Source organism: Mesorhizobium sp. B2-4-7, assembly GCF_006442685.1.
In the GTDB taxonomy this organism is placed as follows: Bacteria; Pseudomonadota; Alphaproteobacteria; order Rhizobiales; family Rhizobiaceae; genus Mesorhizobium.
In genome coordinates, this window is record NZ_VFVH01000006.1 from 162,264 (window position 1) to 175,693 (window position 13,430).

The 13,430-nt window shown below is 63.8% G+C and carries 15 protein-coding genes and 1 pseudogene; 3 read left to right on the forward strand and 13 right to left on the reverse strand.

The genetic code is table 11. The annotated features are described in order from the left end of the window. Nucleotides 1-49: 49 nt before the first annotated feature. Nucleotides 50-1,015, reverse strand: coding sequence for a tRNA (adenosine(37)-N6)-dimethylallyltransferase MiaA (gene miaA / locus FJ946_RS18195; protein ID WP_140495863.1), 966 nt, complete (start codon nt 1,013-1,015; stop codon nt 50-52). Here miaA and serB point away from each other — a divergent pair. Further along, nucleotides 1,005-1,892 carry a phosphoserine phosphatase SerB gene (serB, locus tag FJ946_RS18200; RefSeq protein ID WP_140564208.1) on the forward strand — a complete coding sequence of 296 codons (888 nt, stop codon included), beginning with the start codon at nt 1,005-1,007 and terminating at the stop codon, nt 1,890-1,892. The two genes, miaA and serB, sit on opposite strands and share 11 nt — an antisense overlap. Then, nucleotides 1,889-2,452, forward strand: a complete 564-nt coding sequence (locus tag FJ946_RS18205) for a GNAT family N-acetyltransferase (RefSeq protein ID WP_140564209.1) — start codon at nt 1,889-1,891, stop codon at nt 2,450-2,452. Before serB ends, FJ946_RS18205 begins: the two co-directional genes overlap by 4 nt. Here the strand turns inward: FJ946_RS18205 and FJ946_RS18210 are convergent, their stop codons facing one another. The 8 genes and pseudogenes from FJ946_RS18210 to FJ946_RS18245 form a co-directional block, all read right to left on the reverse strand. Further along, on the reverse strand, nt 2,453-2,713 hold the full coding sequence (locus FJ946_RS18210; RefSeq protein ID WP_140495345.1) for a toxin-antitoxin system HicB family antitoxin: 261 nt from the start codon (nt 2,711-2,713) through the stop codon (nt 2,453-2,455). Further along, nucleotides 2,710-3,135: a putative toxin-antitoxin system toxin component, PIN family gene (locus tag FJ946_RS18215; RefSeq protein WP_140495343.1), complete on the reverse strand. Its 426-nt coding sequence runs from the start codon at nt 3,133-3,135 to the stop codon at nt 2,710-2,712. Before FJ946_RS18215 ends, FJ946_RS18210 begins: the two co-directional genes overlap by 4 nt. Nucleotides 3,136-3,190: 55 nt before the next feature. Then, nucleotides 3,191-4,705 carry a DegQ family serine endoprotease gene (locus tag FJ946_RS18220; RefSeq protein ID WP_140495341.1) on the reverse strand — a complete coding sequence of 505 codons (1,515 nt, stop codon included), beginning with the start codon at nt 4,703-4,705 and terminating at the stop codon, nt 3,191-3,193. Between the two features lie 138 nt (nt 4,706-4,843). After that, a pseudogene (locus FJ946_RS18225) lies at nt 4,844-5,031 on the reverse strand (DUF2065 domain-containing protein). Between the two features lie 6 nt (nt 5,032-5,037). Continuing rightward, nucleotides 5,038-6,006: a protease modulator HflC gene (locus tag FJ946_RS18230; protein ID WP_140516509.1), complete on the reverse strand. Its 969-nt coding sequence runs from the start codon at nt 6,004-6,006 to the stop codon at nt 5,038-5,040. Continuing rightward, a complete protein-coding gene (gene hflK, locus FJ946_RS18235) occupies nt 6,006-7,127 on the reverse strand; it encodes an FtsH protease activity modulator HflK (RefSeq protein ID WP_140495337.1) in 1,122 nt (373 codons plus the stop codon). The genes FJ946_RS18230 and hflK overlap by 1 nt, the downstream gene beginning before the upstream one ends. A 166-nt stretch (nt 7,128-7,293) precedes the next feature. After that, the gene (locus FJ946_RS18240; RefSeq protein ID WP_140495334.1) at nt 7,294-7,812 is read right to left on the reverse strand and encodes a dihydrofolate reductase; all 519 of its coding nucleotides are present in this window, start codon (nt 7,810-7,812) and stop codon (nt 7,294-7,296) included. Then, nucleotides 7,812-8,822, reverse strand: coding sequence for a DUF4424 domain-containing protein (locus FJ946_RS18245; protein ID WP_140495332.1), 1,011 nt, complete (start codon nt 8,820-8,822; stop codon nt 7,812-7,814). Before FJ946_RS18245 ends, FJ946_RS18240 begins: the two co-directional genes overlap by 1 nt. 124 nt (nt 8,823-8,946) lie before the next feature. On the opposite strand from FJ946_RS18245, the gene cobF reads away from it, so the two are divergent. Then, nucleotides 8,947-9,711 carry a precorrin-6A synthase (deacetylating) gene (gene cobF / locus FJ946_RS18250; protein WP_140495330.1) on the forward strand — a complete coding sequence of 255 codons (765 nt, stop codon included), beginning with the start codon at nt 8,947-8,949 and terminating at the stop codon, nt 9,709-9,711. A 103-nt stretch (nt 9,712-9,814) separates the two neighbouring features. Here cobF and FJ946_RS18255 read toward each other — a convergent pair whose 3' ends face one another. From FJ946_RS18255 to modA, 4 genes are all read right to left on the reverse strand, one after another. After that, on the reverse strand, nt 9,815-10,156 hold the full coding sequence (locus FJ946_RS18255; protein ID WP_140495328.1) for a winged helix-turn-helix domain-containing protein: 342 nt from the start codon (nt 10,154-10,156) through the stop codon (nt 9,815-9,817). Between the two features lie 91 nt (nt 10,157-10,247). After that, on the reverse strand, nt 10,248-11,360 hold the full coding sequence (modC, locus tag FJ946_RS18260; RefSeq protein ID WP_140521175.1) for a molybdenum ABC transporter ATP-binding protein: 1,113 nt from the start codon (nt 11,358-11,360) through the stop codon (nt 10,248-10,250). Beyond that, on the reverse strand, nt 11,357-12,061 hold the full coding sequence (gene modB, locus FJ946_RS18265) for a molybdate ABC transporter permease subunit (RefSeq protein WP_140495324.1): 705 nt from the start codon (nt 12,059-12,061) through the stop codon (nt 11,357-11,359). Before modB ends, modC begins: the two co-directional genes overlap by 4 nt. A 15-nt stretch (nt 12,062-12,076) precedes the next feature. Then, complete coding sequence (gene modA / locus FJ946_RS18270) at nt 12,077-12,871, reverse strand: molybdate ABC transporter substrate-binding protein (protein ID WP_140564223.1); 795 nt, start codon at nt 12,869-12,871, stop codon at nt 12,077-12,079. Nucleotides 12,872-13,430 lie beyond the last annotated feature (559 nt).

Consider the following 13,430-nt stretch of genomic DNA (forward strand, 5'->3'; position numbering starts at 1 on the left):
GTTAATTTGGACAACCACAACGAGAACCTTTCCGTGAAGGAAAGGCTTTCTAGGTTGCATTAGCAACAAGCGTTTGGATCGTGGTTTCGATATCGTCACCAGGATGCAATCTTTGCCATTCCGGTCCTAGCTGGTGCCGAAACCAGGTCGTCTGCCGCTTGGCATATTGCCTGGTTGCGATCTTGGCGCGCTCAATCGCCTCGGGAAAACCCGATTGTCCGGCCATCGCCGCTTGCAGTTCGCGAACGCCGATCGCCTTCATCGCCGGCAATTGCGGATCGAGACGAAGCGATGCGAGTTGCCTGACTTCGTCCAGTGCGCCCTTGGCCAGCATCTGGTCGAAACGCCTTTCGATGCGTCCGACCAGCGCGGCCCGGTCCGGCTCGATGACGAAGAAGCGGGCCGTCTGTCTGTCGATGAGCGGCCGGCCCCGCGCGGCCTGCCAGTCCAGGATCGAGCGGCCGGATGCGTCGAGCACTTCGAGCGCCCGCACGATGCGCTGGCTGTCCGTGGGCTTCAACTGCATGGCTGCTCTGGAATCCTCGCGCATCAGGATGCCATGCAGTTTGACGGCGCCTTGCTCCTTCAACTCGTAGCGCCAACGGTCGCGTACCTGCCGCGGAATGTCGGGCATTTCCGAAATGCCCTCGGCCAAGGCGCGAAAGTAAAGGCCGGTGCCGCCGACGAAGATCGGTCGCCGCGAGAGCGCGCCGTCTTCGATCAGCCTCGTCACGTCGCGCAGCCACGCCCCGGTCGAGTAGGCGGTGCCGGGATGGACATGCCCATAGAGATAATGCGGTGCCCGAGCGAGGTCCGCCGCCTCCGGCCGGGCAGTCAACACGTCGAGAACCGAATAGGCTTGCATGGAATCGGTGTTGACGATCACGCCGCCTATACGTTCGGCCAGGTCGAGCGCCAGCGCCGACTTGCCGCTGGCGGTCGGCCCGGCTATCAGGATCGCATTCTTCACGCGGCCTTCGCCCGCATCCGCACCGGAATTATCGATGCCGCTTATCGCCACGCTTGTTTCCCATCCCGCCGATCGTGCCTTGTCGCCATCGCTTGCGAATATGGCCTCACGGTCGGTGGGCGCAAGCACTGTTCGCTGGATGGCCGAAGACATTGCCTGCGATCTCGCACTGCCAGCGAATGCACAAGCCGACGAGGCGGCCGCCAATCTGCGCGCGGCGCTGGCCGCCGAGCCGATCGACGTGATCGTCCAGCAGTCGGCAACGCGCCGCAAGAAGATCCTCATCGCCGACATGGATTCGACCATGATCGACCAGGAATGCATCGACGAGCTAGCCGACGAGATCGGCGTCAAGGAGCACATCGCGGCGATCACCGCACGATCGATGAATGGCGAGGTCGCCTTCGAGCCCGCCCTGCGCGAGCGCGTGGCCCTGCTCAAGGGGCTCGATGCGGCCGTGGTCGATCTGATCGTTGCCAACCGGTTGACATTGGCCTCCGGCGGTCGCGCGCTGGTGCAGACGATGCGGGCCAACGGCGCCTGGACCGCGCTAGTCTCGGGCGGCTTCGAGGTCTTCACCTCACGCATCGCCGCCATGCTCGGCTTCCATGAAAACCGCGCCAACCGCCTGCTCGAACAGGATGGCCTCTTTACCGGGTTGGTCGGCGAGCCGATCCTCGGCCGCGCCGCCAAGGCCGAGGCGCTGATCGAGATCACGGCGCGTCTCGGCCTCACCCCGGCCGATGCCATTGCTGTCGGCGACGGGGCCAACGATCTCGACATGATCCGCCTTGCCGGCACCGGTGTTGCGCTGCATGCCAAACCGATGGTGGCTGCACAGGCAAAGGTTCGCATCGACCATGGCGACCTGACCGCATTGCTCTATCTGCAAGGCTACGGGCAGGAAGAGTTCGTCCAATGAAACCAATGCGCACCGAGCGCCTGATCCTGCGCAACTGGGACGATTGTGACCGCGAGTTGTTCCATCGCATCAATTCCGACGAACGCGTGATGGAGTTCTTCCCATTCCGTCGCGACCGTGCCGCAGCAGACGCCAAGATGGACGAACTGCGGGCCATCATCGATCGGGACGGCTATGGCTTTGCCGCCTGCGAGATCGCCGCATCAGGCCAATGCATCGGCTTTGCCGGCATCACCGGGACCGACCATCTGCCGTTCCTTCCCGCCGGCACCGTTGAGGTCGGCTGGCGGCTGGCGCCCGAATTCTGGGGCAAGGGTTATGTCACGGAAGCTGCCGAGGCATGGCTGGCCTACGGCTTCGAAAAACTCGGCCTTGGCGAGATCGTCTCCTTCGCGGTCGAGAACAACCGCCGCTCCACTGCCGTCATGAAGCGCCTCGGCATGACCGCCGATCCCTCGGCCAACTTCGACCACCCCGGCATTCCCGACAGCCACCCGGAGCTGAAGAGGCATGTGTTCTACAGGCTGACGAGCGCGGATTGGCGGAAGAATCGTCGCTGATCAATGCCTGTCAGGTGGAAATTCGTCGCCGGACTGTGGCGATCTGTCTGCGACCCGCCCCAGCATTTTCGCGAAATCGCCCGGTGACGCGTCGCCGGCACGACGACGCAGGAAGTCAGCTGCCGCTTCCATTGCCCCGACCTTTTGCGCCACAGCCGACGCAATCCATTGATTGAGCGACACGCCATCGGCCTTCGCGAGGCGCGCGGCTGCTTCCTTAACCGACTGTGGCAGTTTCAGCGGATAAGTCGCTTTGCTCATGTACGAAGTCCTTCCAAGAACTCGGCCGGGCTCACAAGCAGTACATCAAAACGGCCTGCCGCAGCTAGGAAGTCCCGGCGATTGTGAGTCACCAACGCATCGGCCCGGCCGTTGATCGCTGCTTCAAGCACCATCTCATCCTTCGGATCGTTCAATTGCGGCCGCCAGAGAAAGTGCAGCTCGACCGGCTCAGCCAGCAATGCAAAGCCGGCCAGCAAACGGCCCAGATCCGGCGCGGACAACCCGTGAGCCGCCACCTGCTCGGGTCTGGCCAGCACGGTTTCATATTCAAGAAACAGCGCTGTCGTCACTAATGGGCGAATTTGCCGATCCGCAATCAGCTGCAGGATGGCGAAAGACGCGCCATTCCTGCTTCGCAAGCCTGCCGTCAAAACGTTTGTGTCCAGTACGATCCGCCTCACAAGTCAAAATAGTACATCCCATGGGATGTTACAATATGACCATCGTTAGCGATCCTCAGTCCATCCGGATCGTCACAAACCTCAGCTCACCGGTCTTGGACGCCAGCATCAGCAGTGCGTTCTTGCGTCCCTGCTCCTTCAGCGCGCCGATCCGGTCCATCACATCCTTGGGCGTGGCAACCGATTCCTGTGCAATTTCGGTGATCACCTCGCCCGGCTGGATGCCGCGTTCAGCCGCGGCCGAATCCTTGGCGACATCGGTGATGACGACGCCCGAAACATCGGCGGCGATGCTGAACTTCTTGCGCGTATCGTCGTTCAATTCGCCGACGGTCATGCCGAGCACCGAGGCCGTCGAAACCGCCGGCGCCTTGTCGCCTTTGTCCTGGTCGGTGTTGCCGTTTTCGCCGCTAGCGAGCTTCTCGCTGTCCTCGAGCCGGCCAAGTGTTACCTTCACCGTTTGCTCGACACCCTTGCGCACGATCAGCACGTCGACCGCCTTGCCGACCGGGCTCTCCGCGACCACACGCGGCAGGTCGCGCATTTCGTGGATGTCCTTACCGTCGAACTTGATGATCACGTCGCCGGCCTGGATGGTGCCGTTGTCGACCGGTCCACCCTTGATGACGCCGGCGACCAGCGCACCCTTGGCGGTCGCCATGCCGAGGCTCTCGGCAATGTCGTCGGTCACCGGTTGGATGCGCACGCCAAGCCAGCCGCGCCGCGTTTCGCCATATTGGCGCAGTTGCTCGACAACGCCCGATGCGAGCTGCGAGGGGATGGAGAAGCCGATGCCGATCGAGCCGCCGGACGGCGAAATGATCGCCGTGTTGATGCCGATGACCTCGCCGGCGCTGTTGAACAGCGGCCCGCCCGAATTGCCGCGGTTGATCGCGGCATCGGTCTGGATGAAGTCGTCATAGGGGCCTGAATTGATGTCGCGGTTACGCGCCGAGACGATGCCGACCGTGACCGTGCCGCCGAGGCCGAACGGATTGCCGATCGCCATCACCCAGTCGCCGACGCGCATCTTGGTGGAATCGCCGAACTTCACCGCCGTCAGCTTGTGGCCCTTCGGATCGACCTTGAGCACCGCGACATCGGTCTTGGTGTCGGTGCCGACCAGCGTCGCCTTCAGCGTGACTCCATCGGAGAAATTGACCTCGATATCGTCGGCATCGGCGATGACATGGTTGTTGGTGACGACGATGCCCTGCTCGGCGTCGATGACGAAACCGGAGCCGAGCGACTGCACTTTCTGCGAGCCATTGTCCTTGTCGCCGCCGCGGTTCTTGAAGAAATCGTCGAAGAAATCCTGGAACGGCGAGCCTTCGGGAAGCTGCGGCATCGGCACCGCGCCCGGACCTTCCGTGCCCTTCACCGTCTGCGACGTCGAGATGTTGACCACCGCGCCGAGCAGGCCTTGCGCCAGGTCGGCCACCGAAGCAGGCCCGTCGGCGGCCATTGTCGGCGTCACGAAGGCCGGAACGGCCACGGTGCCCAGAAGAAGCGCTGCCGCGCCAGCGACGAACGTGCGTCGAGCCGCGCGCAAAAGGGTGTTGGATGTCATCGAGAAGCCTCCCGGCACTTCTGAAAGAGAAAAGCGCTTCGACGGAAACGCCGTGTCGCGCCATGATGGCAAGAAATAGGGCACGTTTGCGGCTATGGCTATTGGCAGAGTGTAAATCCCGCGTTTTTGCACACCCCCCTAGCCGCCGCGGATCAGCCAGACGATACCGACGCCGGCGCCAATCGCACCAGCCCGGCAATCCGCAATGCATTGTCCGGCAATGACAGCACCTCGCCCGCCAGTTTCCTGGCGAAACCGGGAAAGCCGCCATAGACCAGGCCCTCAATGACGACGACCAGGCCTATTGCCGCGAAGAAATCCTGCACCGGCCGCTATTGGCCGGTGCTGGGCGAAGCCGCGGGTGCCGTCGCCGGGGCGGCAGGTGGTGCCGGCTGCGGAGCCGCCGGCCTTGCCGGCGCCTCCTTGCCGTCAGGGTCGCGGAAGAAACGGAAGAACTCCGAATTCGGCGACAGCACCATTGTCGTGCCGGTGTTGTCCAGCGCCGTGCCATAGGCGTTCATCGACCGGTAGAAATCGAAGAACGCCGGATCGCGCTGATAAGCCTCGGCAAAGGTGGCGCTGCGCTGCGCCTCGCCCTCGCCGCGCAGGATTTCGGACTCCTTCTGCGCTTCCGCGATGATCTCGACCACCTCACGGTCGGCGCGGGCCTTGATGCGCTGCGCCGCCTCATTGCCGCGCGCCCTCAGCCTTTCGGCCTCAGCCAGACGTTCCGCCTTCATGCGATCGAAGGTCTGCTGCGAGACTTCGGCGGTGAGGTCGGTGCGGCGGATGCGGACATCCTCGATCTGCAGGCCGAGCGAGGTGGCGTCGGGCCGTAGCTGATCGCGCACTTCGCGCATCATCACAGCGCGCTCCTCCGAAAGGGCGGCCTCGAAGTCGCGCAGACCGTAGACGCGGCGCAAGGCAGCGTCGAGACGCGTCCTCAGCCGCGCTTCGGCGAGCTCGATCTGGCCGGATACGGCGGCACGGAAGACACGCGGATCCGAGATGCGGTAGGCGATGAAGGCATCGACCTCATAGAACTTGCCGCCCGAGACCTGGACGCGGATGTTGTCGAGGTCGAAGCGCAGCACCCGATTCTCGATCAACTGCACCGTGTCGGCGTCGAAGAACGAGAACGGCGCCTTGAAGTAGATGCCGGGCTCGGTCTTGACGTCGACGATCTCGCCGAACCTCAGCACCAGCGCCTGCTGGCGCGCATTGACCACGAAGACTGACGAATAGAGCAGGAACAGGATGACCGCCGCGATGACGACGATGACGGGGAGACGGTTGGCCATCACTGGTTACCTCCCGTCGTCGCGCCAAGCGGGGCCGGAGCCGGCGCTTTCTGCTGCAATGCCGGCAGCGGCAGATAGGGGACGACCCCCTGCCCGTTGCCTTGCTCGACGATCACCTTGCCGGAGTCCTTCAGCACCTTCTCCATCGTTTCCAGGTAAAGCCGCTTGCGCGTCACGTCGGGCGCCTTCGCATATTCGTCATAGACGGAGATGAAGCGCTGGGCCTCACCTTCGGCCTCCTGCACCACCCGGTTCTTGTAGGCGGCCGCGTCTTCGCGGACCTGTGCGGCCTCGCCGCGTGCCTGGCCGAGCTTCTGGTTGGAGTACTGGTTGGCCTGCTCGACGAACTTATCCTCGTCCTGCTCGGCGCGCTGCACCTCGTCGAAGGCGTCGGCGACCTCACGGGGCGGCGCCGCGTCCTCGATCGAGATGGCGTTGACCTGAAGCCCGGCCTTGTAGCCGTCGAGCGTGGTCTGGATGATCTCACGCACCGAAGCCGCTATGCCCTGGCGGTCGTCACGGAAGATGTCCTGCGCCGGCCTGCGGCCGACGGCCTCGCGCATCGCGCTCTCGGCGACCTGCCGCAGCATGCCATCCGGGTCGGAGACGTCGAACAGATAGGCGCGGGGATCGGAGACCTGATAGGCGACCGAGAACTGCACGTTGACGATGTTCTGGTCGCCCGAAAGCATCAGCCCCGACGTGTTGCCGCTGGACGCGCCACCGCCAATGTCGACGAGCTGCTCGGAAATCTTGGCCGTTTCGACGGTTTCGAGCGGCCACCAGTGGAAATGCAGGCCGGGCTGCGACAGCTCGGCCTTCGGCTTGCCGAAGCGCAGCTCGACCGCGACCTCATCGGGCTGCACGGTGTAGACTGCCTGGAACGCCCATAGCACGACCAGCGCCGCGCCGATCAGCCCGAATATGGCCGGACTGGCGCCGCCACCGCCGGGCAACGCACGCCGCAGCCTGTCCTGGCCACGGCGGATGATGTCCTCGAGGTCGGGAGGCGAGCCTTGCGGTCCGCTTGGCCCCTTCGGTCCCTGCCCCCAGGGTCCCTGATTGTTGCCGCCGCCGCCCCATGGGCCGCCGCCACCGCCACCTTTGTCGTTCCAGGGCATGAATGTCCTTTCGCTTGGAATTCCCTCAAGCGCCGGAATTTCGGCGCAAATCCAGTCTTGTTCTTCTATAGGGACGCCACGGCATGCTTTCAACGCGATGCTCTGCCGGCATCATCGGTTTTGGGCCGGTCGCGACCCTTTGTCGTCTTTAAACGCCTTTTTTCTTTCAATGGCTCTCGCGGCGTCGCTCGTAAACCGTATAGCGCGTCGCGTGGCTGTCCTTTTCGCCGACCGGGATCTCCTGCGAACTGACTTCGCGCCAGCGTTTCGGATCGATCGGCGGGAAATGCGCGTCGCCGTCGACAGCGGCCAGCACATGGGTGACATGCAGCCGGTCAGCGAGCGGTAGCGCCTGCGCATAGATTTCGCCGCCGCCGATCACGCAGACCTCGTCCACCCCGCTCATGCAGCGCCCCCGCACATCAGCCAGCTGGATCGCGTTCTCAAGCGTATGCGCCACCTCGACGCCGTCGGCGCGCCAGGTCTTGTCACGGGTAACAACGATGTTCAGCCTGCCCGGCAGCGGCCGGCCGATGCCTTCATAGGTCCTGCGGCCCATGATGATAGGCTTGCCCATCGTGTCTGCCTTGAAGCGCTTGAGATCGGTGGAAAGCCGCCAGGGCAGCCCCCCGTCCCGCCCGATGACGCCGTTCTCGGCGATGGCGACATAGATTGCCACGTGCATCAGTTGCCGTTCCCATTGTCGGATGGATCGAGGATAAGGATGTCGATGTCGCGCTCTGGATAGAAGTCCTCAGCCGTCATCTCGAAACTCGTCGGCCCGACCTTCCTGACATTGTCGCCGCAGAACGAGACCAGGGCTTTGGGATTGCCCTTGTCGACGGTCAGCTTGAACTTGCCGATGCTGCCGGCCGCCCAGTTGCCGCCGGTGGTCAGGATGTAGGCGATGCGGCTCTCGTAATATTTTGGATAGCCGTCGGGATCGTTCTTGGCAGCCTTGCGCACTGCGTTCTCGAAGGTGTCGTCCATGCAGTAGCGGGACTTGTAGGCGGCGTACTGTCCCTGGAACTTGCCGTCGTAGAAGAAGCTGACCGACGAGGTGCCGCCGACGCTCGGTTTGTAGCGGTGGGAAACGTGGACGTCCTTGTTGGCCGGAAAGGTCGAGCGCCACCAATAGGTCGAGCGCAATTGCCAGAACGGTGCATAATTGGGTTTCGCGCCAGGGCTGTCATCGACAGTGTCCTCGATGATGATGCCGCGGGTGACCCAGTCGTCCGCCACCGTTTGCGGCAGCTTCCCGAGCGCCGCCTTTGCCGCTTCGCCGAATGGGTTGAAAGGCACGTTCTGCGCCTTCAGGTCGGCACCGATGTCGATGCCGAGCGCGAACGCCTTCTGCTCGAGCTCAGGCTTTGCCGCCACGCCGTCGATCGTCACCTCGAAGCCAAGGAAATTGTCGCTCTGGTTTTCGGGGATCGCCGGCATCTCCTCGGGATCGCCGGAGATGTCGGGCATTGGGAAGGCGACGATCGCGTCGACGTCCTTATCGGTGTTGTTGTGGAAGACGTAATCCACGGTCACCTTTTCCGGCGAGATGAAGAGGTCCTCGCTCTGCATCGCCACGGCATCGCTGCGCGACAGCACCAGGCCGCCGGTGCCGAGTTCGGCAACGGAATCATTGGCGAACGCGGGTGCGGCCGACAAGGCCAGCACCGCCGTCAGAACATATCGCAACATGAAAGCCCCTCGGCGAGAATGTCGCGATGACCCTAGCGGTTTCAACGTGGCGTTTCAAAGCCCTTCCGCATCCGCGCCACGCCAGTCTGGACTAAAGGGTTGCGATCGGGCAGGAGTTCGCTTCATGCGCAAGCTTCTCGTCATCGGCATCGGCGCCGGCAATCCCGACCATATGACCGTGCAGGCCATAGACGGCCTCAATCGGGCCGACGTGCTGTTCATCCCCGACAAGGGTGCGAAGAAGAACGATCTTGCCGAACTGCGCCGTCACATCTGCGACCGCTTCGTCACCAACCCGAATTCACGCCGCGTGGAATTCGACGTGCCCGTGCGGGCCGAACCGGCGCCTTCCTATCGCTCGACTGTCGATGACTGGCACGAGGCAATCGCCGCCATCTATGAAGACCTGATCCGCGAAGAGATCGCCGAGGATGGTTGCGGCGCCTTCCTGATCTGGGGCGACCCCTCGCTCTACGACAGCGCGCTGCGCATCCTGGAGCGCGTACGCCTCAGGGGCAACGTCGCCTTCGAACTGGAGGTTATTCCCGGCATCACCGCCATCCAGGCGCTCGCCGCCAGCCACGCGACAGCGCTGAACCGCATCGGCGATTCCATCCTGATCACCACCGGCCGCCGGTTGACGGAAGAAGGTATGCCGCAAAATGCCGGCAGCGCCGTCGTCATGCTTGACGGCAAATGCGCCTTCAACACGCTCGCCGACCAGGATCTTTTCATCCAATGGGGCGCCTATCTCGGCACGCCGGACGAAATCATCGTCTCCGGCCGCCTCCGCGACGTCGGCGCCGAAATCGAGAAAATCCGCGAGCAGGCCCGCGGGGAAAAGGGCTGGATCATGGATACGTACGTGCTGAGGAAGGTAGGGGAGTAGGGCAGTAAGGCAGTAAGTGAACGAGACATCGGGAGCCGGAACACAAGAAAGCACACGAAAAATTCGACGCGCCCGAGTTGGTCTGCCCTACTGCCCTACTGCCCTACCCCTCCTCAATCTCCGCCTGCAACGCCTCCATATGCGTCGCGGCCGCCGAAGCCGCCGCGCGTTCGATGGCGCGGAAACGGCTGACTACGGCCAGGCCCACCGCCGTCAGTTGCGCGCCGCCGCCCTTGCGGCCGCCGGTCTGCGCGGCCACCAGCGGCTTGCCGAACACCCGGTTCATGTCCTCGACCAAGTCCCACGCATGCTTGTAGGACATCTCCATGCCGCGCGCGGCGGCCGAGATCGAACCGAAGGCGGCGATCTGCTCCAGCAATTCGATCTTGCCCGGCCCGATGCGCCCGTCGGGGTCGAGGTTTATCCGCAAGCTCAGCGACGGCATTGTCTTCCTCCGCGATCACGCCGCCATGTTAGAGCGTCCCTGGCGGCCTCGCTATTCCAAATCGATATAGCGCAGAGACCCGCTCGTCGTCTCAGCCGTCCGCCTCCGCGGGCAGCCCGCCCCCGGTGTTTGCCTGGTCGAAACTCACCGTCTTGATCACGGCGAAGACCTGTCCGCCGAGCCGCAGCTTCAGAACCTGCCGCGACTGTTCGGTGACCCGTGCCAGCACGGTCGCGCCGTTGCAGTCGATACCGATCTCGACCGTCGGCCCCTCGCCCGGCCTGATCGCGACGATCGTGCCGGCCAGGATGTTGAGCGCGCTGAGACCCGACGGCCGTTCGGTGGCGATCATGACGTCGCGCGCGCGGACGCGGATACGCACCGGCGCGCCCACCATCGCCGCCAGCTTGGGCACGCGTATCTCGCCGGCGTTCGAGCCAAGCACCGTCATGCCGAAAACCTCGTCATGCTGCAGTACGCTGGTGTCCAGCACCGCGCCGCCCTCGCCGCGCTCCTCCGCCGGCAGAAGGTCCGGCCTTTGCATGACAGCCGTGGTCGGGCCGCTGGCGGCAAGCTTGCCTCGCGCCAGCATCACCACGTCGCTCGCCAGCCGCGCCACCTCGGCGATCGAATGGCTGACATAGACGATCGGGATCTTGGTCTCGTCGCGCAGGCGCTCGACATAGGGCAGGATTTCGGCCTTGCGCGCCTCGTCGAGCGAGGCCAGCGGCTCGTCCATCAGCAACAGCCGGGGGCTGGCGAGCAGCGCCCGGCCGATCGCGACGCGCTGCCTCTCGCCGCCCGAGAGCTTTGCCGGCCGCCGCGCCAGCAGCGGCTCGATGCCGAGCAATTCGACGACGGCGTCGATCTCGGCATAACGCTCCGCCGCCGGCGTGAACCAGCGGCCATAGCGCAAATTGCTCGCCACGCTCATATGCGGAAACAGACGCGCGTCCTGGAACACCATGCCGATCCGGCGCCTGTGCTTCGGCACGAAAATGCCCTTGGCCGTGTCGACCAGCACACGGCCATCGACCTCGATGCGTCCCTGGTCGGGCCGGATCAGCCCGGCAATCATATTGATCAGCGTCGTCTTGCCCGAGCCGGAGGGCCCGAACAGCGCCGTCAGCCGCCCGGCGCTCTCGAAGCGGATGTCGAGGGGGAAATCGCCGAGCCGATGGCGGATGTCAACAAGGACCGTCATTCGATGTCCATCCGCCGGCCGACGCGCCGCGCCAACACTTCCGAGGCCACCAGGGCGGCCATCGAGATGACGATCGAGATCAGCGTCAGCCGAAGCGCTCCCGCATCGCCGCCCGGCACCTGGGTGAACGTGTAGATTGCCGACGGCAGCGTCTGCGTCTCGTTCGGGATGTTGGAGACGAAGGTGATCGTCGCTCCGAACTCGCCCATCGCCTTGGCGAAGGAGAGGATGGCGCCGGCGATCAGCCCGGGCAGGATCAGCGGCAAGGTGATGGTGCCGAACACCCATGGCGGGCTGGCGCCGAGCGTTCCGGCCGCCGCCTCCATCTTGCGGTCGACGGCCTCGATCGACAATCGGATCGCCCGCACCATCAGCGGAAAACCCATGACGCCGCAGGCAAGAGCCGCACCCGTCCAGCGAAAGGAAAAGACGATGCCGAAATGCTCGGCCAGGAATGCGCCGGCCGGCCCGCGCTTGCCGAAGGTCAGAAGCAGGAGATAGCCGGTCACCACGGGCGGCAGGATCAGCGGCAGGTGCACCAGCCCGTTGAGCAGCGTCTTGCCCCAGAAGCGGCCGCGCGCCAGGAGCAGCGCTATCGCTATGCCCGGCGGCAGGCTGGCGATCATCGCCACTGTCGCCACCTTGATGGACAGCCGGACCGCATTCCATTCGTCGGGAGTGAGGTCCAGCAGCCAGTTCATGCGCAGGTGGCTATCCTAGTTGACAGGCGCAAGGACCGTGAAACCCTGCTCCTTGAATAGATCCGAGGCCTTTGCCGTCCGCAGGCACTTCAGGAAGGCAGGCGTGTCCTTGTCCTTCGAATCAGCCGTTTGGGCAACCGGATAGATGATCGGCGGATGTGAATCCTCGGGGAAAACACCAACCACCTTGACGCCCTTTTCGGCATGCGCGTCCGTGGCATAGACGATGCCGAGAGCCGCTTCGCCCGTCGAGACCAGCTTGAGTGCCGCACGCACATTCTCGGCCTGCGCCACCTTGCCCTCGACCGAGGACCAGACGCCGAGCGATTCAAGCGCGGCCTTGCCGTATTTGCCAGCCGGCACAGCCTTGAGGTCGCCCATGGCGAGCTTGCCGTCGCCGACCAGCTTGGCCAGATCAAAACCCTTTTCGATCTTGGCTTCAACGCCCGAATCCTTCGGCGCCACCAGCACGATCTGGTTGCCGAGCAGCTTCACTTCGGTATCGGGCTTGGTCAGCTTCCTGTCGGAAAGATACTTCATCCAGTCGAGATCGGCCGAGATGAAGACGTCCGCCGGCGCGCCGCTTTCGATCTGCTTGGCGAGCGCCGAACTCGCCGCGTAGGAGATGGTCGCCGCTTCGCCGACATCAGCCGCGCAGGCCTTGTTGACCGCGTCGAGCGCGTCCTTGAGGCTGGCGGCCGCAAACACCACGACCTCGTCTTGCGCGCGCGCCGCCGGCACTGCTGCCGTCCACGCCGCCGCGAAGCCACCAATGGCGACCGCCGCCACTGCAAAACCGTTGCGCGTCATGAAGCTCTCCCTGAGTTGGCATCCGGCCTGCTCGAAGCCTGCCATCCGATATATCCGGATGAATATAACAAGGAAAGGTTTTTCGCACAGCGTCGCCATTGAATGCGCGGCGTCCTCGCGACCTGCGATAGACCAGCACGGATACAGCGAAAGGCAGACGAAGACGTCACAAGAAAATCGGCGCCCGTTGCCCTCGACGGAACCAACGCTGAAATCCTCTAAAGCGCGTCCTTCCCCCAAAACCGCGGTCACTTTTGGGCGACATGCATTGGCACGGCTGATCGGCGTGTAGACTGCGCCTTCAAAGCTGTCGCCGCCGCGATCTGTTGGGAGAGGCGAGGCAATGTCTAAATGCAGATAAGTGCGTGTCGAAACGAGCCTTCCGGCGTTTTCACCATCCGCACTTTGCAGACATACCGCGTCTCGCTTGATATGGCGCTTGCGGGAAGGTCATTCCCCTCTGCGTCAGCGGGCTTGCAAGTCGCGCGGGGACAGTTTGGCAGCTTCGCAGCTGGATCGTCGCAGAACGGCTTCATGCTGTTGTTGATGCATTCACACC